Raw genomic sequence first — 18,642 nt, forward strand, 5'->3', positions numbered from 1 at the left:
GCCGGGCTTTTAACTTAAGTTTGAGGATATATCATGTCTAAAGAAAAATTTGAACGTTCGAAGCCGCACGTAAACGTCGGCACCATCGGTCACGTTGACCACGGTAAAACAACACTAACTGCTGCTATCACAACTGTTTTGGCAAAAGTTTATGGTGGTGCGGCGAAAGACTTCGCAGCCATCGATAACGCGCCAGAAGAGAAAGAGCGTGGTATTACCATTTCAACGTCACACGTTGAATATGACACACCAACTCGTCACTACGCACACGTAGACTGCCCAGGGCACGCTGACTATGTTAAAAACATGATCACCGGTGCGGCGCAGATGGACGGCGCAATCTTAGTTGTAGCGGCAACAGACGGCCCAATGCCACAGACTCGTGAGCACATCCTGCTTTCACGTCAGGTAGGCGTACCATTCATCGTTGTATTCATGAACAAATGTGACATGGTCGACGACGAAGAGCTGTTAGAGCTGGTAGAAATGGAAGTTCGTGAACTGTTGTCAGAATATGACTTCCCGGGCGACGACCTGCCAGTAATTCAAGGCTCTGCACTGAAAGCGCTGGAAGGCGACGAAGAGTGGAGTAAGAAAATTGTTGAGCTGGCTGACGCACTGGATAACTACATCCCAGAGCCAGAGCGTGACATCGATAAGCCGTTCATCATGCCAATCGAAGACGTATTCTCGATTTCAGGTCGTGGTACGGTAGTAACAGGTCGTGTAGAGCGCGGTATCGTGCGTACAGGCGACGAGTGTGAAATCGTTGGTATGAAAGACACCACGAAGACCACAGTTACTGGTGTTGAGATGTTCCGTAAGCTGCTTGACGAAGGTCGTGCAGGTGAGAACATTGGTGCCTTGTTGCGTGGTACTAAGCGTGACGACGTAGAGCGTGGTCAGGTACTGGCGAAGCCAGGTACAATTACTCCGCATACTAAGTTCGAAGCGGAAGTTTACGTACTGAGCAAAGACGAAGGTGGCCGTCATACGCCATTCTTTAAAGGTTACCGTCCACAGTTCTACTTCCGTACAACGGACGTTACTGGTGCCGTAGAATTGCCAGAAGGCGTAGAAATGGTCATGCCTGGTGATAACCTGAAATTCGTTGTTGATTTGATTGCTCCAATCGCAATGGACGAAGGTCTGCGTTTTGCTATCCGTGAGGGTGGCCGTACCGTAGGTGCAGGCGTTGTATCAAAAATCATGGACTAAGCAGTCCGGTTGATTTTAAGAGCCCGGCTTTGGCCGGGCTTTTTTATGCCTGCTGATAAGTTTTATTAAAAGAGCCTTATCAAAAGTAAGCGAAGGCTCGCTCAAGTATTGACATTTAAGTCCAAAAAATGAACTATTGAGAAAGATACTTAACTTATAGTCAGCCAATCAATTGAAATTACTCAGATACTTTTCTGTGTTCGTTTTTATGGGACTAAGCTGTTCTGCTACAGCAAAAGTGCCGGTCTATGTTGCTGCCTACGATTATCCTCCCTATTTTTCCGCTGTACTGCAAACTGATCTCACCCGTGAATTGATCACCTTGTTGAACGAGCATCAGGACAGCTATGTGTTCCGCATTCAGGTCATTCCTCCAACAAACCGCCATAAAGCTCTGAGTACGAAAGGGTGCTGTGATGTTATATTTTTCGAGTCACCTCTTTGGGGTTGGAAAAAAAGTGGCGTAGGGTTTCAGGAAACAATCCCTTTAGTCAAAGGAAATGAGAGACTGGTGGCCTTGAAGAAAACAGGTAGAGATCAATCGTTTTTCGATACATTTGATGGCAAAACTTTAGGTGGGGTCAAGGGCTATCATTATCTGTTAGGGGGCGAGCTGTTGGCTTCAGATGAAGTCGAGGAAAAGTATACGACGTATTTGGCAGACTCCAGAATGACAAATTTGCAGATGGTACTAGGAGGTCGGATAGATCTTACTATTATCAATGATGAACTTCTGGCTGCTTTAAAAGGCTCAAATCAGATTAATGTGGGCAGTTTATTGTTGTCGGAAAAGGTTAGTCTGGAATACAAGCTGCACTTACTTGTTGGCGATAATAAGAATATCAGCGCAGATACCTTACAAAGGTTGCTGCGGGAGCTTGGCCGACAGGGGGAATTTGAAATACTCTTTAGACGGTTTAATATGGAACGGTTTCAGATATATCGTCCGACAACAACACGTTAATAGACACTAAGCCCCAAACGGTTAGCTAGCTCGCGTACCATGTACATTCCACGGGCGCTGTTACCGTAGCTGTTTAATCTTGGGCTCCATGAGCAAATAACTCCAAAGTCAGGAACGACGGCAATCATCCCGCCACCAACACCACTTTTAGCGGGAACACCTACGGTAAAAGCAAATTCGCCGCTTTGGTCGTACATACCGCTGGTTGATAGCAACGCATTAATGCGTTGAGAGTCTCGTTTCGACATAATTTTCTTTTTAGAAAAAGGACAAATTCCGTCATTTGCAAGAAACGTAAAAGAGCGAGCGAGATTTTCGCAGGACATGGTCAACGCACACTGCCAAAAGTAATGATCTAATAGTTCATCAACTTCAGCATCAATATTACCGAAGCTTTTCATTAGGTGAGCAAGGGCCGCATTGCGATGGCCATGCTCTTTTTCTGACTGGTGAACAATGTTATCGGCGTAAACGTTGTCGTTGCCGCATAAGGTGCGCACCAAACTCAAAACCGCATTTTTACTGGCAGAGTAGCGGCTAACGAGCACGTCGCTAACAACAATAGCTCCGGCATTTATCATAGGGTTGCGCGGAATGCCTTTTTCCCACTCTAGCTGCACTATAGAATTAAAGGCCTGGCCTGAAGGCTCCATTTTAACTCTGTCCCACAAATCTTCTCCAAGGCGCTCCATTGCCAGCATAAGGCCAAAAATCTTCGAGATCGACTGGATAGAGAATTGCTCCTGGGTATCACCGACGTTAAATACCTCGCCGTCGAGGGTGGCCAGAGTGAGTCCGCAGAGCTCGGGGTCGACCTCTGCTAACGCCGGAATGTAATCAGCAACATGCCCCTCGGTGATCTTCATGGCCTGCTGATGAATCTCCTCCAGCAGGCTTTTGAGATCATCCGGGGCATGTATTTGCTGCCCGCCACTGACCAGATCACGCGTCAAGAGAATGCTCCGGATGCGTGATGGTGGACAGGCGGTCTTTTAATTGGTCAGATAGCTTCACAGAACGTTCCTGTTGAAAATCAAAGTACACCAATACCGTTTTACCTTTAGCGCACATTTTTTCTTTCTGCCAAATTTCGGTAGTGATATCAAACGAGCTGCCACCTAAGCGGCTGACGTAAGTATTCACCGTGACATGACCGCCAAAATAAATAGGTAAGAGGTAATCTACTTCCAGCCGCGCGACAATTAAGCTTTGTGTCTTCGGAGACATTTCTCCAAAGAACTCAAAAATAGGCAAACGTCCGGTTTCTATCCACCCCGGTATAACCGTGTTATTGACGTGCCCAAGGGCATCGGTTTCATAAAATCTTACTTTAAAGTCTTCCGTTAACATATTGCGTCCTTTTTATGACAGCTTAAGCATAGGTTTTAAGAAACGGGCCGTGTGTGAGCGCTCATTTTCACAGATATCTTCTGGTGTACCTTCGCAAAGAATTTCACCACCGCCAGAACCACCTTCAGGACCTAAGTCGATGATCCAGTCAGCGGTTTTTATCACGTCTAAGTTGTGCTCAATAACCACTACCGTGTTGCCGTGGTCACGCAGACGATGAATCACCGCCAGCAATTGCTTAATGTCGTGGAAATGCAGACCGGTTGTCGGCTCGTCCAGAATGTATAAGGTTTTGCCAGTATCACGCTTGGACAACTCACGTGACAATTTGACCCGTTGCGCTTCACCACCAGAGAGTGTTGTCGCTGACTGGCCTAACCGGACGTAAGACAAGCCCACATCCATTAAGGTTTGCAACTTGCGTGCAATAGCCGGAACCGGGTCGAAGAATTCACGAGCGTCTTCAATGGTCATATCCAGCACTTCGTGAATATTCTTGCCTTTGTACTGTACTTCCAGCGTTTCGCGATTATAGCGCTGACCTTTACAAATATCGCAAGGAACATAAACGTCCGGCAAGAAGTGCATCTCAACTTTAATAACTCCGTCGCCCTGACAAGCTTCACAACGACCGCCGCGTACGTTAAAGCTAAAGCGACCGGGTTTGTAACCGCGGGCTCGTGATTCAGGAACACCTGCGAACAGTTCGCGAATTGGCGTGAAAATACCGGTGTAAGTGGCTGGGTTGGAGCGCGGTGTACGGCCTATTGGGCTCTGGTCAATATCCACCACTTTATCCAGCAGCTGCATGCCATCGACACTTTTGTACGGAGCCGGTTCGCCCGTTGTCGCGCCATTAAGTTCACGATGCGCGATATGGAACAGCGTATTGTTGACCAGCGTTGACTTACCTGAACCGGATACTCCAGTCACACAGGTCATAATACCTAATGGCAAATTGAAATCGACATTCTTCAGATTGTTCCCGCTGGCTCCGTGAATGGTTAACCGGCGTTTATCTGGTTTGTGACGTTGCTTGGGAACTTCTATTTCTTTCCGGCCGGACAGGTAGTCGCCGGTTAGTGAATCTTCACTTCCGACAATATCTTCAACCTGACCCTGAGCAATGATTTCACCACCGTGTACGCCAGCACCAGGGCCAATATCAATAACGTGGTCGGCCTGACGAATTGCGTCTTCATCGTGTTCAACCACAATGACGGTATTACCCAAGTCACGCAGGTGAGTCAGAGTGTTTAACAGGCGTTCGTTGTCGCGCTGGTGTAAGCCAATACTGGGCTCATCCAGTACGTACATAACACCAACCAGACCCGCACCAATTTGGCTGGCCAGACGAATACGCTGCGCCTCACCACCAGACAAGGTCTCTGCGCTGCGGGACAAACTTAAATAGTTAAGTCCCACGTTAACTAAAAAGCGTAGACGGTCATTAATCTCTTTCAGAATTTTTTCCGCAATTTGCGCGCGCTGACCTTCCAGACTCAGTTGCTGGAAGAACTCAAGTGCGTCGCCGATGGATTGCTCAACAACTTCCGGCAGGGTTGTGCCCTGAATAAACACATGACGAGCTTCTGTACGCAGGCGCGTACCACTGCAGCTTTTACAGGGTTGCGTCGCTACGTATTTGGACAATTCGTCGCGCACAGCCTGTGATTCAGTCTCGCGGTAACGGCGCTGCATGTTAGGAATAATCCCCTCAAACGGATGCGCTCTGACAACCTTGTCGCCGCGGTCATTCATGTAAGTGAATTTTATTTCTTCCTTACCGCTGCCGAACAGAATCTTTTCGCGAATGTCGTCAGGCAATTCGTTGAACGGTTGCGACAATTTAAACTCGTAGTGCTTCGCCAGAGACTGCAGCATTTGATAGTAGTAGAAGTTGCGCTTGTCCCAGCCTCGAATTGCGCCGCCTGTCAGCGACAGCTCCGCATTAACAACAACTTTGGCCGGATCAAAAAACTGCTCAACACCCAGACCGTCACAAGTAGTACAGGCACCGGCCGGATTGTTGAATGAGAACAATCGTGGCTCCAGTTCCTGCATGCTGTAACCGCAATGTGGGCAGGCAAAGTTAGCCGAGTACACTTCGGCATCACCGTCGCCGTCCATCGGTACGACTAAAGCCGTTCCGCCACTGAGTTCCAGTGCGGTCTCAAAAGATTCCGCCAGGCGCTGCTCCATGCCGTCGCGAACTTTAAAGCGGTCAACGACCACTTCAATGGTGTGCTTTTTCTGCAGCTCTAACGTGGGCGGATCGCTTAAATCGCAAATTTCACCGTCTATACGGGCGCGGATATAACCCTGCAAGGCGAGGTTTTCTAACACTTTTAAGTGCTCGCCTTTACGGTTCTGAATAATGGGCGCAAGCAACATGCGCTTTTCGCCTTCAGGAGCCGACAGCACGTTGTCGACCATTTGCGATACGGTTTGCGCCGCCAGCGGCACGTCGTGAGTCGGGCAACGGGGCTCGCCCACGCGGGCAAACATCAGGCGTAAATAGTCGTATATTTCCGTGATGGTACCGACCGTGGAACGCGGATTATGCGACGTTGACTTCTGCTCTATTGATATAGCCGGCGACAAACCCTCGATACTGTCAACATCAGGCTTTTCCATCAGCGACAAAAACTGACGTGCATAGGCGGACAGCGACTCAACGTAGCGTCTCTGCCCCTCTGCATATAGGGTATCGAAAGCAAGTGATGACTTACCCGAACCGGATAAGCCGGTTATCACAATCAGCTTATTGCGGGGGATGGTCAGATTGAAATTTTTTAAGTTGTGCGTGCGCGCACCGCGTACTTCGATAGTATCCATAATTCCCGTCTGTTGTTCAGTAAATGACTGACGACAAAACGCTATTATCGCACAGTGTTAGGCATCTGGTACAATAACGGCATCATTTATCATGTTACTGATATAAAAGCAGTGAAATGACGCCTCAAAAATTAAATAAAACAGAGAAAAAAGCCGCTTTAGCGCTAGCGTCCGTCTTTGGTATACGGATGTTAGGGCTGTTTTTGATCATGCCAGTTTTAGCGGTTTATGCACAAGACTACCCTGACTACTCACCGCTGTGGGTCGGAATTGCTCTGGGTGCCTACGGTCTGACACAGGCATTATTGCAAATTCCGTTAGGTATGCTGTCTGACCGTCTTGGCCGAAAGCCAGTTATTGTCGGTGGCTTGCTGGTCTTTATTCTCGGTAGTGTGGTGGCAGCTCAGGCGGATACTCTATTCGGTGTCTCCATTGGTCGGGCGCTACAGGGGCTGGGCGCTATTGCGGCGGCTATTTTGGCGCTGGCAGCTGATTTGTCGCGAGACGAGCAGCGACCGAAAGTGATGGCCACTATTGGTATGTGTATTGGTCTGGCGTTCGCTATTTCATTGGTAGCCGGACCTTTATTGGGCAATATTATCGGTCTTTCGGGTTTGTTCTGGTTTACCGCCGCCAGTGGTGTTCTGGGCATTCTGGTGCTGTTGCTAAGCGTCCCCAAAGTGGTGACAACATCTGCCAGGCGTGAATCTTTACCCGTGTTGTCAGAACTGGGGCACTTGCTTAAGCATAAGCAACTGTGGTGCCTGAATAGCGGTATTTTTGTGCTACATGCCATTTTAACGGCATGGTTTGTGACTTTACCCATGCAACTGCAAAATGCAGGTTTTGAAAGTCAGACCCACGCCTGGTTCTACTTACCCACGCTGGCCGCGTCCATTTTGTTCATGGTGCCAATGATTATCAGCAGTTCGCGTAATAATAATTCCGTGCAGTGGCTGCGGTTTTCTATTGTCGTCTTAATTGTCGCACTACTCATTATTGCCGTAGCAGGGCAAAACCCCTGGCTGCTGGTTGCTGCTCTGGTCATATTTTTCACGGGCTTTAACTTTATTGAAGCCAGTTTGCCGTCGTTACTTACCCGAGTTGCTCCGGCGGGGAGCAAAGGCAGTGCCAGTGGTATTTACTCAACTGGTCAGTTTCTGGGGTCTTTTGTCGGTGGGGTAGCTGGCGGCTCAGTCTTACAGTTTTTTGGGATATCTGGCGTTGTTGTTTTCTGCCTGATCTTGCTAGTATGTTGGTTGCTAATCAGTTTAGTCATGGTTAACCCCGCAGGTGTCACGAGCGTGTCGTTATCATTGCCCGGGTTAACTGAAAGCAAGGCTACCAAGCTAAGTGAGCAGTTACTTACCGTAACGGGTGTTACGGAAGCAAGATGGGTTGAAGAAGATCAGGCCACTTACTTAAAAGTTGATAAAAAACATTACGATGAAAAGGCGGTTAATCAGTTGCTTAAAGAAGCATCGGTCGCTTAATAATTTGAAGCAGTTGTAACGCGTACAAGGAACAGGAGAATCTAATGGCCAGTCGCGGTGTAAATAAAGTAATTTTAATTGGTAATTTGGGCGCTGACCCAGAGGTTCGTTATACCCAAAACAGCACAGCGATAGCCAACCTGTCGATTGCTACCAGCGAAACCTGGAAAGACAAGCAAACAGGCGAACCGCGCGAACAAACCGAATGGCACCGTTGTGTGGCTTATCGTCGCTTAGCTGAAATTGCCGGTGAGTACCTGAAAAAGGGCTCTAAAGTTTATGTTGAAGGGCGTTTGCAAACGCGTAAATGGACAGGCCAGGACAACGTAGAGCGTTACACGACAGAAGTGGTCATTAACGAAATGCAAATGCTGGATTCTCGTGGCGGCCCGCAGGGTGGTGCTCCACAACAAGGCCAGGGTTTTGGTGGCGGTCAGCAGCAAGGCGGTGGTTACGGTGGTGGTCAACCACAACAGCAATCACAGCAACAACAGCGTCCTGCGCCTCAGCCAGCGCAGCAGCAAAATCAACAGTCACAACAAAAACCGGCAGAACCCGCGCCGTTTTCACCTGACAACGACTTTGATGACGATATTCCGTTCTAGTTTGCCGAGTATAGGATTTACCCGCTCGGGTATCTGTATCATGTGAAAAAAGCCCCTTTTGCAGGGGCTTTTTTTGTATCTAATTTTTAGCTCAAACCTATCGCTATTTTCATTTTAGTTAGCACGCTAAGTTTGTTATTATACTTAGCGTGCTAACTAAAGAGGTTGTTATGACATTAACACAAGAACAGCTCAGACAGTTATCTGTACCTGAACGACTCGGTCGCGTTGCGCGTCAGTGGCAGGCTATTGCGGATAAGGAACTGGCGCCGCTGGGGTTAACCTACCCGCGCTGGAGTGCTATGTGGAAACTGGCACGTATTGGTGATGGTGTCAGTCAAAAGCAGCTTGCCGAAGCGCTTGAATTAGAACTTGGTTCACTTATGCGCACGCTGGCGCAGTTGGAGGAGCAAGAGCTGATTACGCGCAAGGCAAGCCCGGACGACGGCCGTGCTAAGCAGGTGTTTTTAACGAATTCAGGTCATGCTCTGGTTAAAAAAATGGAAGCGAAAATTCTAAAAGTAAGAAGGGCGTTGCTGGCCAATATTGAAGATGAAGAAATTGAAACGGTTAAGAAGGTTCTGGCGATGATTTCATACAATGCGAATCATATGTCTGAAGCTCAGAAACTTGACCAAAATAATGAGGAAGAGGTATGACCGCAGACGAAAAGTTTGCCCGTTGGGTTAAGCGGGCGCTGGTACTATTCGTACTCGTATTTGCCTATTTTCTGTGGGCCGACTTGAGCCTGCCGCTGACTCCACAGGCAATGGTAACCCGGGTGGTGACTCAGGTCGCACCGCAGGTGAATGGTACTGTAGAGAAAGTCTTGGTTAATAATAACCAGTATGTTGAAGAGGGCGAGCCATTATTTAAAATCGACCCGCGACCTTATCAACTGCAATTACAGCAAGCAGAGCTGGCAATGGCTCAGGCGCAACAGTCAAACCAGCAGTTTGATGCCCAAATTCGAACTGCCCAGGCAAAGATAAAATCAGCACAGGCAACAGCTCAAGAGCTTAGCCGTGAGGCCCGTCGCATTAAAGATCTGGTGGAAGATGGCAGTTCGTCGCAGCAGGCATTTGACCGTGCGCAGAGCAGTAAGTTAGAGGCTCTGGCAAATGTTGAAGCTGCCCAGTCACAGCTACAGAGCTTAAAAGTGCAGCGAGGTGCCGAGGACGATGCAAACAACTTACTTATTCAACAAGCTAAAAATGCGATAGAAACGGCGAAGCTTAACTTAAGCTACACCACCGTGCGTGCGAAACATGCCGGACGTGTCGGCAATCTAAAGCTCAGCGAAGGGGCTTATGCCCGTCAAGGCACGCCGCTAATGGCTCTAGTCTCACCCAATGCCGACATTATTGCGGATTTTCGGGAGAAGAATTTACGAAACATAGAATCTGGCCAACAGGCTCTCGTGGTATTTGATGCCGAACCTGGCACGCTTTACGAGGCTAAAGTGGAAAGCATTGATGCCGGTGTTAACGCGGGTCAGTTAAGTGCCGACGGAGCCTTAGCAGCACCGGTTAACTCAAACCGGTGGGTACGTGACGCGCAGCGACTTCGGGTGCATTTGCGTTTAACGGAGAAACCGGATTCAGAGCGTCCGGCCGGAGCAAAGGCTACAGTGCAGATAGTTCCTGAAGGAAGCTTTAAAGCCGCTATCGCGAAAGCGCAAATTCGGTTGCTGGGCTGGTTGCACTACATTTATTGATCAGGAAGGGACTATGGCAACTTCTGCCTTGAGTGAAAACGGCCTACGGCAATGCTTACGAATAGCCTTTGGTGGCTCCATCGGCTTTTTGGTCACGGCGCTATTTGACTTGTCTTATGGCGTGTTTTTTACCGTCTTACCAATGCTGCTACTGGGCTTAGTGCCAATGATAAACCGACAAGTCGCCCGGCAAATACTTGCGGCGTCGGTTATGTGCGGATTGGAAGTAGGTATTCTGGCGCAGATACTGGGCGGACATTCAGTATTAATGACAATGGCCGCCTTTGTCTTATTTCTGTATCGGTTTGCTTTTATGGCGCGCGGCACGGCGTTCCTGTTCGGCGCAAATGGTGTGCTGATGCTGAGCATTATGCTGCATTACGCCAGTTATCCGGGCACCGACGTTAATAACTTAATAGCCAGTAACTTCTTTGCATCGATACTGGCAATAGCCATTGCCTTTGTTATGCATGCGATGATACCCAATAAAGAGCAGAATGCGTCACCACCGGCCTTGCCAGATAAGTCACCTAACCGTGTGCGCCACGAAGCTATTTTGGGCGCTACGGTGACAACCCTGTCGTTTTTGGTGTTTCAGCTGTTTGATTTACAGGATTCTATTTCCGCGCAGGCCACAACCATTTTGGTGCTATTTCCCATGAATTGGAACGGGGCATTAACTTACGCGCGTAAGCGAGCGGCAGGAACTCTAATTGGTGTTATGTTTGGTCTTGGTGTGCAGCTTCTGCTGTACGGTTGGTATGACATACTGTGGTTGATTGTGCCGTTGTTCTGGCTTGGGGTGATGTTGTTTGCCCGCATTCATGTCCTTGAAGCTTCGGGAGCCGGGGTGGGTTTTGGGGCAATGACGACGATGGGCATTCTTTTCGGTCAATATTTGTCGCCGGCACAAGACTTGGTGTATTCCGGACTGTATCGTCTGAGCAGTACTTTTGTAGCAATTATTGCGGCTATGATGGTGTGCTATTTGGTGCACAAACTCTTGAATCAGTTTGCGGGAACGCGATTTGGCGCTGCTTAAAATTGATATCCACAGTGGCTGGAAGAGCATGCAGCCAATTAATCAGCTGCATGCTTGTCTAAAATATCTAAACTCGAACGGTTCTTTATTTAGCTGGCGTCGCTTAGCCCAAACTGCTTAACCACCTTGTCGAAATACTCCAGGTTTTGCTTAGCGTAATCACGCTTTTCTACATAGCGACCCGGGAAGAAGTTCTTCTTAAAGCCGTAGGCGACAATGTCCTTCAGGCGCTTCAGAGAAATATCAAAATTATCCACAGCTAACTGATATTCGTTGCTGACCGTGGTACGAGAAACCAAACGGTTATCGGTACAAATAATGGTAGCTAAGCGGTTATCCAGCATATGCTGGAAATTGTGGTTTTTAATGTCGCCAATATCCGGGTTAGTTTGCAGGTTACTGGTCAGGCAAACTTCAACGGCAATACGACGGTCAGCAATATAAGAGGCCAGGCTTTCACCATAAGCTTTAGGGTCTTCAATAGACGGATCCTGAGTCATTTCAGGAGAGAATAACGAATAACCATGACCTAAGCGGTCGGCATGGCACTTGGTCAAGGCTTCAAAAATGCTCTCAGCACCGTAAGCTTCTCCTGCGTGCACGGTTTTCAGCAGAAAGTTTTCGTGTGCGTATTCGTATACTTCTTTGAACTCACCTGCCGGGTAGCCAATTTCCTGACCGGCAATATCCAGTCCGACAATTGGCATACCTTCTTCGTCACGCATACGAACGCTGGCGCGAACCAAATCCATTGCAGCCGTTTTAATAACCTGCATAGGTTCAAAATCGCGCATTAACTGGAACATTTGTGTGTAATAAGGGGAGAACCCTTTTTTACCAAACATCCGCATGGCGCAGTTGATAATGCCGTAGTCAAATGGTGGCTTATCGCCGTTTTTAACGTCTGCGCGGTTGTTGTACTCTTTCTTTGCGCGCAAAAGGCCGTCGTTTACTACGTGCATTATGGTGTCAAAAGTAACCCCTTTACCCGGGTCCATGAGTAGCTGAGGAGCAAAGCGTACCTCAATGTAATTCACCCCTTCGTTTTGATTATCGACGGCTAATTCATAAGAAGCTTGTTCCAGGTTTTCCAAATCACGCAAAGCGGCACAGGTATACTGAAACCCATTTAGGTATTCACCCAAATTGTTGTAATGCGATTTAAACACCAGATCAAACAGGCCTTCTTCGGTATAGCTCGGAAGTTCGATATCAGCGCGCTTAGCCATATCAATTAAGCTGCTGGCACGAAGGCTGCCATCAAGGTGCAAGTGTAAGTCAGCTTTAGGAATGGCTTTGATAAATTCGGGGGAATATTGCATAGAGAACTCCTGCCTTAAGGTTGCTTTGTCCCATAATGCCATAAAATCGTGCTAATCTCTGCCAGGATCTGACCACATTAACTTAAAAAAAATAGAACAAAATGGCTTCTTTATATTTCACTTACTCGGCAATGAATGCAGGCAAAAGTACGTCGTTATTGCAAGTGGCGCACAATTACGAAGAGCGCCAACAACATGTCCTGCTAATGACGCCGGCTTTAGATGATCGGGCAGGTAAAGGACGTATTGCTTCCCGATTAGGAATTGGTCGCGATGCGGTGTCTTTCACACACCGGACAGATTTAGCTGCCGTAGTCCGGGCTCGCTACATGCAACAGGCAATTGACTGTGTGTTAATTGATGAGGCGCAGTTTTTAAGTGAAGAGCAGGTGTGGCAACTGTCCAGTCTGGCTGACACCGACAATATTCCGGTAATGTGTTACGGCATCCGCACCGACGCTTTTGGCAACGCCTTTCCGGGTAGTGCGGTGTTGTTGGCTATAGCCGACAAACTGGTGGAAATGAAAACCATCTGCCACTGCGGTCGCAAAGCGACCATGTCATTGCGGGTTGACGAGCAGGGAAATGCAATACGTATGGGACAGCAAATAGCTATTGGTGGCAATGATCGTTACGTTTCCTGTTGTCGTAAACACTGGAAAGAAGCCATGGGGCTGCGCTAAAACGGTCAAATAGAGTACGGAATATGGGTTTTAGCGAAGGCACTTGATGGTATACTGAGTTTCTCATTTTTTAGCCAGAAGTGACTATGCAAAGCTTAACAATTCCAAGACCTGATGACTGGCACCTGCATTTACGCGATGGTGCTATGTTACAAACAACCGTACCTGCAACTGCGGCAGTGTTTCATCGTGCTGTGGTTATGCCAAACCTGGTCCCCCCGGTAACAACCGTAGCGGCCGCTATGGAATATCGTGAGAGAATTTTGGCCGAGATCCCTGCTGGCATGAGTTTTAATCCGCTTATGGCTCTGTATCTTACGGCAGACACAACTCCTGCAGAAATTGCTGAAGCTGCTGCGAACGAGCATGTTATTGGCTTCAAGCTATATCCGTCAGGAGCCACCACAAATTCTGCCGCTGGAGTGAAGTCGGTAGAAGCTCTGGCTCCGGTACTGGCAGCTATGCAGGAGCATCAGGTACCTTTGCTGGTGCATGGTGAAGTAACCGACAGCGACATCGATATCTTTGACCGCGAAAGAGTTTTTATTGAACGGCATTTAATTCCGATAACCGAGCGCTTCCCGCAGTTAAAGCTGGTGCTGGAGCATATAACCACCGCCGACGCGGTTAAGTTTGTTGAAAACGCCAACAGTAATGTCGCAGCCACAATGACCCCGCAACACTTACTGATGAACCGCAACGACTTGCTGGTCGGTGGTATTCGTCCACATAATTACTGTCTGCCAATTTTAAAACGTCGGTCACATCAACAAGCCTTGCAGCAGGCGGCCTTGTCCGGTAACCCTAAGTTTTTCCTCGGAACTGACTCAGCCCCGCATGTGCAGGCAAATAAAGAGACTGCTTGTGGTTGCGCGGGTTGTTATTCAGCTCCAGCAGCAATTGAGCTTTATGCCGAGTTTTTTAGCCAGCATAACGCGCTGGATAAATTGGCAAATTTTGCCAGTGTTTTTGGGGCTGACTTTTATCAGTTACCCCGCAACACTGAGACCATTGAACTGGTTCAACAACCATGGACTGTTGCTGAAACGGTAGACACGGCAACAGGGCCTATGGTGCCTTATTGGGCAGGATCTGATTTGCAATGGAAACTGCGCGGTTAGCCATTAAAGTTGTATTGCGACAAATGGGTTATGACGAAGATCATAAACTGTAGCGAACCCACGCTTTTTCTGATGAGCTTTGCAAAGTTTCTGTTAACATGGTTGAAAATAAAATAAAGGATGTTGTTGAGTGCTAGGATTTTCAAAGCAAAAACAAAATGATCACCGTATTTGCTTTCAAATAACGCAAAACAGCGTCCGTCTTCTCGTTGCTAAAGGCTCTGCTAACGCCCCCGAATTAATAGTTAATGACTACGAGCCGGTGCAGCGAGGTTCGTTACTTAAGCACGCCGACACTCTTTTGGGTAAATATTCCCGCTTGTCGTTAAAGCATGCGCAAGTCACCCTGGTGTTGGGAACGGACTTATACGAGTCGGTTCAGGTGGACAGGCCCATGCTGGATCCGGAAGAAATTTCGGAGAGCTTAAAATACAGTTTAAGCGACTTAGTGTCCTTTGCGGCTGATGAAATCATTGCCGACTATTATGAGTTTCCGGAACAGCCATCCGGTCAGGATAAAGTGGTTGCAGTTGCGGCGAATAAAAGCGATTTAATGCCCTGGGTTGAGTTATTCGGTGAACATGACTTGAGCTTAACGGATATCGCCATTACTGAACTGACGTTACCGCGGTTAGCTGAAACTCAGAACCACGCTGAACTCACTTTATACCAAAACCCTGCTGGCAATTATCTTGCACAAATTAATACCCCTAAAGGGCTTATGTTCACTCGTCTGTTGCGCGGTGTGACCGACGTTTCTAAATACACAGAGAGCGAAATAGAAGCTGGTGCTTTAGAACCTTTGGCTACAGAGTTACAGCGTTCGGTCGATTATTTCGAAAGTCATTTGCGACAGGCCCCCATTAGTCGGATTATTCTCGCCGTAGAACACATGAAGCCTGCCTCCCTTGAAAAGAGCCTGGCTGAGCTGTTAGCAGTAGAGTGCACTATGTATCAGTACCCACAATGGTCTGCTGACTTACGCGAGGGCGACTACTCCGATCTTGCTGGCTTAGGTGCGTTAGTTGAGGGCGATTTATGAAGCAATGGGTAAATCTGTACCGCAACGAGCTGAAGCCTGTAAAGCAGAGGCTCACACTAACGAAGGTAAGTTCTGTTTTGGGCCTTTGGCTGGGGCTGTTACTCGTGGTGGTTGGGGTTACTCAGTGGCAAAAAGCAACGATTGTTCAAAAGAATGAACAGTTATCGGCGACACTAGAGTCACTCAATAGTGACTTGGCTAATAATCGCGAGAGAATTTCTTTGCGGCAGCCAAGTCCGCAACTTCAGGCAGAAAAAGAGCAATTACAGCAAGAGTTGCAGGACGCCAGAAGTTTCAGTCAGCAAATTGCAGAGTTTCGTCAGAACCAGTCCTCATCCGTTAGTGAGTTTTTACATGAACTTGCAGAGATAACTCCGGAAGACATCTGGTTAACTGATTTTTCAATGTCTGGCGAGAATATCCGTTTACACGGGCAGGCGCTAAACAGTGAAGCCTTAGTGTTATGGATGGATAAGTTTGGTCAATCGGGGGTTCTGTCAGATAAGCGCTTTGCGGTTGTCGAGCTTAAGCGCAGCGAGCAAGGCTATCAGCAGTTTTTGCTGCAAAGCGTCAGAAGCAGCGAGGGCGAATCAAACAATGAATAACTGGTGGTTACGCGCACAAGAAGCCTTTAACTCTATGCCCGGGCGACAGCGAGCGCTGTTGTCACTGGCCGGTTTTTTAATGATTACTCTGCCGCTTATGAGCTACGTTATTTTTCCAACGCTGGAACAGAACAAAATTCTTTCAGCGGAGAACCACCGTATAGCCTCTCAAATAGAGCAGTCTAAGCAATTAGCGCAGGACTTGCAGGCGCAGCTGGTTACTGACATAGATGCTCCGCTCAGAGCCGAAATCAAGCAGTTGAAGCAGCGCTTAGCTCAGGCAAAAGGCAATTTTTCAGAAAGCGAGGTTTTATTGCCCGCACAACAACGAAAGCAGTTTCTAAACAGTGTGTTACGTCATGCGTCGGAACTGGGAATGGACAGTTTGGAGGCTAAAGAGCCGACCGTCGTATTTGAAACCGGGTCTATTAAACTCTATCAGCATGCCGTACAGGTGGAGTTTACCGGGCGCTTTTTCGCTATATCCGACTTTGTCGATACACTGCAAAAAGAATACCCGAATGTCCAGTGGGCTCGCTTTGATTATCAGGTAGGTGACTACCCGACAGCGAAGGTAACGATAGTCTGGTATCTGCTAAGTACAGATAAGGAGTTTATCAGTGCTTAGAGGAATTGTGTTGTTATTACTAATGGTCGCGGTCTCGGCTTTTTCGCAAGAGCGGGATCCTACCCAGCCGCCGTTTACAGTAAGTCAGCCCGCAGTGGAAATGGATAGTTGGGGACAGAATATAAAGCTGTCTCAAATTTTTTATTCAGAACAGAGGCAGTCAGCCCGTATTAACGGCGAATGGGTTAAGCCTGGTGAAAATATTGATGGATTTCGGGTTAACTCAGTTAATCCAAACAGCGTTATTTTAGAGAAGAACAACGAAAGAGTAGAGATTACTTTGTTTAAGCCGATAAAGCAGAACGAGAAAGGCAATCCGGGGGCGGTACAATGAAAAGAGTTGCAGCAGGAGCGTTATTGTTGGCACTGAGCGGCTGTGCCTATCAACCGAGCTATTCTCCGGATGAAGCCAATAAAGCAATGAAGCCGGAAGCTTCTGGGAAGAAAGAAACAGAGGTAAAGAAAGAGCTGCCAGCAGAAGTCAGTAACTTCTTAAATCAGACGGCAAATAAAGAACAGGAAGACGGACTCGCCTTACTCGAGGAGCCTCGTTTTGTGTTGCAGGCCGATGATGTTGACGCGAAAGCCTTCTTTTATGGGTTAGCGGCAGATTCTCCTTATAATATTCTGGTACACCCCAATGTCAGTGGCGAAATCTCGCTAAGCCTTAAAGACGTGACTTTAGACGAGACGCTGGATGCTGTGCAGGATATGTATGGTTTTGAAGTTCGTCGTTCCGGCCGTACTATTCAAATATACCCTGCCGGGGTAAGAACTCAGACGTTCTCGCTGGATTACCTGTCGCTTCGCCGTTTTGGAATGTCACAAACCGAGATTTCAGGTGGTGGTGTCAGTGAGGAGCGTAACAATAACAGAGGTTTAGGTAACAATTCAGGAAACAGCAACACCCGTGTAGAAGGCACTCCTCTGCTTGGTAATAGCGATGGTGAGTACCGTCGGGACAGTCAGCAGAATCAGTTGCAAGGCAACGGTTCCAGCATAAATACCCAGTCAGAGACCGACTTATGGGGCGGTTTAAAAGACGTTATTGAAGGCATTATTGGTGACGGTAATGTGGTGCTGTCGCCGCAGGCGGGTATTGTTAGTGTTACTGCTTCACCAAGTAAGCTGCGCGCTGTTGGTGATTTCATCACGGTTCTGGAATCTCGTCTGCAGCGTCAGGTTATTCTGGAAGCTCGTATTATTGAAGTAACTCTGAACGATGGCTATCAACAAGGGATAAACTGGAGTGATATTTATTCGGGGAATGCTGGCTTTGGTGTTGATTTCAACGGAGTAACTCCTAGCAATGCTACGTCAGCAGCTATCGGAGGTTTATTTGGACTTACCTATACTGACGACGGGAATAATTTCAGCGGAATGATAGAAATGCTGCAGACTCAAGGTACGGTTCAGGTACTTTCCAACCCTCGCGTCAGTGCATCAAATAATCAAAAAGCCGTCATAAAAATTGGTGAAGACGAATACTTCGTTACGGACGTTACCAGTCGCACGGTTCTGAATACAGGTGGTGCTTCATCGTCCGACTCAGATATAGAATTCACCCCATTTTTCTCAGGCATTTCATTAGATGTTACTCCGCAAATTAGTGACGATGGTGAGGTGATTTTGCATGTGCATCCTTCAGTTGTTGAAACCAGTGAGCAAGAGAAAGTTATTACCGTGTCAGGTGAAGAATCCGTGCTTCCTCTGGCTCGTAGCAATATTCGTGAGTCAGACACCATAGTAAAAGCTCGCAACGGTGAAATTGTGGTGCTGGGTGGTTTAATGCAAACCACCAACTCTGAAGAAGTGGGCAAAGTTCCGTTACTGGGTGACATCCCGTTGTTGGGCGAACTATTTACTAACCGTCGCAACCGCCAGGAAAAGAAAGAGCTGGTTATATTACTGAAACCGACTGTGGTGGGTGTTGATACCTGGCGCGATGAACTGAAACGATCTCGCGAACTGCTGCAAGAATGGTTCCCGGATATAGAGCAATAACTAAGGTAGT

The 18,642-nt window shown here is 47.9% G+C and carries 18 protein-coding genes; 14 read left to right on the plus strand and 4 right to left on the minus strand.

The genetic code is table 11. The annotated features are described in order from the left end of the window. The first annotated feature begins 33 nt into the window (after window positions 1-33). Together tuf and IL_RS01795 are read left to right on the plus strand one after the other, a co-directional pair. The gene (gene tuf, locus IL_RS01790) at window positions 34-1,218 is read left to right on the plus strand and encodes an elongation factor Tu (protein ID WP_011233600.1); all 1,185 of its coding nucleotides are present in this window, start codon (window positions 34-36) and stop codon (window positions 1,216-1,218) included. A 196-nt stretch (window positions 1,219-1,414) separates the two neighbouring features. Further along, entirely contained in the window at window positions 1,415-2,182 is a 768-nt protein-coding gene (locus IL_RS01795) for an ABC transporter substrate-binding protein (RefSeq protein WP_016341265.1), read from the plus strand. Here the strand turns inward: IL_RS01795 and glsA are convergent. Genes glsA through uvrA form a run of 3 tightly spaced genes read right to left on the minus strand, consistent with a single transcriptional unit; the run spans window position 2,179 to window position 6,370 of the window. Continuing rightward, window positions 2,179-3,135: a glutaminase A gene (gene glsA / locus IL_RS01800; RefSeq protein ID WP_011233613.1), complete on the minus strand. Its 957-nt coding sequence runs from the start codon at window positions 3,133-3,135 to the stop codon at window positions 2,179-2,181. The genes IL_RS01795 and glsA overlap by 4 nt on opposite strands. Beyond that, entirely contained in the window at window positions 3,125-3,532 is a 408-nt protein-coding gene (locus tag IL_RS01805; RefSeq protein ID WP_011233614.1) for an acyl-CoA thioesterase, read from the minus strand. The genes glsA and IL_RS01805 overlap by 11 nt, the downstream gene beginning before the upstream one ends. A 12-nt stretch (window positions 3,533-3,544) precedes the next feature. After that, window positions 3,545-6,370 carry an excinuclease ABC subunit UvrA gene (uvrA, locus tag IL_RS01810; RefSeq protein ID WP_011233615.1) on the minus strand — a complete coding sequence of 942 codons (2,826 nt, stop codon included), beginning with the start codon at window positions 6,368-6,370 and terminating at the stop codon, window positions 3,545-3,547. A 116-nt stretch (window positions 6,371-6,486) separates the two neighbouring features. Here uvrA and IL_RS01815 point away from each other — a divergent pair, with 116 nt between their 5' ends. The 5 genes from IL_RS01815 (at window position 6,487) to IL_RS01835 (ending at window position 11,227) form a co-directional block, all read left to right on the plus strand. Next, a complete protein-coding gene (locus IL_RS01815) occupies window positions 6,487-7,863 on the plus strand; it encodes an MFS transporter (protein ID WP_011233616.1) in 1,377 nt (458 codons plus the stop codon). A 44-nt stretch (window positions 7,864-7,907) separates the two neighbouring features. Beyond that, window positions 7,908-8,468 carry a single-stranded DNA-binding protein gene (gene ssb, locus IL_RS01820; protein WP_011233617.1) on the plus strand — a complete coding sequence of 187 codons (561 nt, stop codon included), beginning with the start codon at window positions 7,908-7,910 and terminating at the stop codon, window positions 8,466-8,468. Window positions 8,469-8,638: 170 nt separating this feature from the next. Then, entirely contained in the window at window positions 8,639-9,127 is a 489-nt protein-coding gene (locus tag IL_RS01825; RefSeq protein WP_011233618.1) for a MarR family transcriptional regulator, read from the plus strand. Next, window positions 9,124-10,185 carry an HlyD family secretion protein gene (locus tag IL_RS01830; protein WP_011233619.1) on the plus strand — a complete coding sequence of 354 codons (1,062 nt, stop codon included), beginning with the start codon at window positions 9,124-9,126 and terminating at the stop codon, window positions 10,183-10,185. Before IL_RS01825 ends, IL_RS01830 begins: the two co-directional genes overlap by 4 nt. Before the next feature lie 13 nt (window positions 10,186-10,198). Further along, window positions 10,199-11,227 carry a DUF2955 domain-containing protein gene (locus IL_RS01835; protein WP_011233620.1) on the plus strand — a complete coding sequence of 343 codons (1,029 nt, stop codon included), beginning with the start codon at window positions 10,199-10,201 and terminating at the stop codon, window positions 11,225-11,227. Window positions 11,228-11,316: 89 nt separating this feature from the next. On the opposite strand, the gene IL_RS01840 is transcribed toward IL_RS01835, so the two are convergent. Continuing rightward, window positions 11,317-12,549 (minus strand): adenosine deaminase family protein, encoded by a 1,233-nt coding sequence (locus tag IL_RS01840; RefSeq protein ID WP_011233621.1) that lies wholly within the window; start codon window positions 12,547-12,549, stop codon window positions 11,317-11,319. A 101-nt stretch (window positions 12,550-12,650) separates the two neighbouring features. On the opposite strand from IL_RS01840, the gene IL_RS01845 reads away from it, so the two are divergent. The 7 genes from IL_RS01845 to mshL all read left to right on the plus strand — a co-directional run bounded on the left by IL_RS01845 (window position 12,651) and on the right by mshL (window position 18,632). After that, window positions 12,651-13,232 (plus strand): thymidine kinase, encoded by a 582-nt coding sequence (locus IL_RS01845; RefSeq protein ID WP_011233622.1) that lies wholly within the window; start codon window positions 12,651-12,653, stop codon window positions 13,230-13,232. Window positions 13,233-13,318: 86 nt separating this feature from the next. Continuing rightward, window positions 13,319-14,353 carry a dihydroorotase gene (pyrC, locus tag IL_RS01850; protein ID WP_011233623.1) on the plus strand — a complete coding sequence of 345 codons (1,035 nt, stop codon included), beginning with the start codon at window positions 13,319-13,321 and terminating at the stop codon, window positions 14,351-14,353. A gap of 130 nt (window positions 14,354-14,483) precedes the next feature. Next, entirely contained in the window at window positions 14,484-15,395 is a 912-nt protein-coding gene (locus IL_RS01855; RefSeq protein WP_011233624.1) for a hypothetical protein, read from the plus strand. Next, window positions 15,392-16,000 (plus strand): PilN domain-containing protein, encoded by a 609-nt coding sequence (locus IL_RS01860; RefSeq protein WP_011233625.1) that lies wholly within the window; start codon window positions 15,392-15,394, stop codon window positions 15,998-16,000. The genes IL_RS01855 and IL_RS01860 overlap by 4 nt, the downstream gene beginning before the upstream one ends. Beyond that, window positions 15,993-16,628 carry a hypothetical protein gene (locus IL_RS01865; RefSeq protein ID WP_011233626.1) on the plus strand — a complete coding sequence of 212 codons (636 nt, stop codon included), beginning with the start codon at window positions 15,993-15,995 and terminating at the stop codon, window positions 16,626-16,628. The genes IL_RS01860 and IL_RS01865 overlap by 8 nt, the downstream gene beginning before the upstream one ends. Beyond that, a complete protein-coding gene (locus IL_RS01870) occupies window positions 16,621-16,962 on the plus strand; it encodes a general secretion pathway protein GspB (RefSeq protein WP_011233627.1) in 342 nt (113 codons plus the stop codon). Before IL_RS01865 ends, IL_RS01870 begins: the two co-directional genes overlap by 8 nt. Continuing rightward, window positions 16,959-18,632, plus strand: a complete 1,674-nt coding sequence (gene mshL / locus IL_RS01875) for a pilus (MSHA type) biogenesis protein MshL (protein WP_011233628.1) — start codon at window positions 16,959-16,961, stop codon at window positions 18,630-18,632. Before IL_RS01870 ends, mshL begins: the two co-directional genes overlap by 4 nt. Window positions 18,633-18,642 lie beyond the last annotated feature (10 nt).

Origin of the sequence: Idiomarina loihiensis L2TR, from assembly GCF_000008465.1 — a bacterium.
Classification (GTDB): domain Bacteria; phylum Pseudomonadota; class Gammaproteobacteria; order Enterobacterales; family Alteromonadaceae; genus Idiomarina; species Idiomarina loihiensis.

Excerpts from the sequence above, each read along its gene's own strand:
- tuf (WP_011233600.1), top strand. The coding sequence starts at position 34 with ATGTCTAAAGAAAAATTTGAACGTTCGAAGCCGCACGTAAACGTCGGC.
- IL_RS01805 (WP_011233614.1), bottom strand. The coding sequence starts at position 3,532 with ATGTTAACGGAAGACTTTAAAGTAAGATTTTATGAAACCGATGCCCTT.
- uvrA (WP_011233615.1), bottom strand. The coding sequence starts at position 6,370 with ATGGATACTATCGAAGTACGCGGTGCGCGCACGCACAACTTAAAAAAT.
- IL_RS01815 (WP_011233616.1), top strand. The coding sequence starts at position 6,487 with ATGACGCCTCAAAAATTAAATAAAACAGAGAAAAAAGCCGCTTTAGCG.
- ssb (WP_011233617.1), top strand. The coding sequence starts at position 7,908 with ATGGCCAGTCGCGGTGTAAATAAAGTAATTTTAATTGGTAATTTGGGC.
- IL_RS01825 (WP_011233618.1), top strand. The coding sequence starts at position 8,639 with ATGACATTAACACAAGAACAGCTCAGACAGTTATCTGTACCTGAACGA.
- IL_RS01830 (WP_011233619.1), top strand. The coding sequence starts at position 9,124 with ATGACCGCAGACGAAAAGTTTGCCCGTTGGGTTAAGCGGGCGCTGGTA.
- IL_RS01835 (WP_011233620.1), top strand. The coding sequence starts at position 10,199 with ATGGCAACTTCTGCCTTGAGTGAAAACGGCCTACGGCAATGCTTACGA.
- IL_RS01840 (WP_011233621.1), bottom strand. The coding sequence starts at position 12,549 with ATGCAATATTCCCCCGAATTTATCAAAGCCATTCCTAAAGCTGACTTA.
- IL_RS01845 (WP_011233622.1), top strand. The coding sequence starts at position 12,651 with ATGGCTTCTTTATATTTCACTTACTCGGCAATGAATGCAGGCAAAAGT.
- pyrC (WP_011233623.1), top strand. The coding sequence starts at position 13,319 with ATGCAAAGCTTAACAATTCCAAGACCTGATGACTGGCACCTGCATTTA.
- IL_RS01860 (WP_011233625.1), top strand. The coding sequence starts at position 15,392 with ATGAAGCAATGGGTAAATCTGTACCGCAACGAGCTGAAGCCTGTAAAG.
- IL_RS01865 (WP_011233626.1), top strand. The coding sequence starts at position 15,993 with ATGAATAACTGGTGGTTACGCGCACAAGAAGCCTTTAACTCTATGCCC.
- mshL (WP_011233628.1), top strand. The coding sequence starts at position 16,959 with ATGAAAAGAGTTGCAGCAGGAGCGTTATTGTTGGCACTGAGCGGCTGT.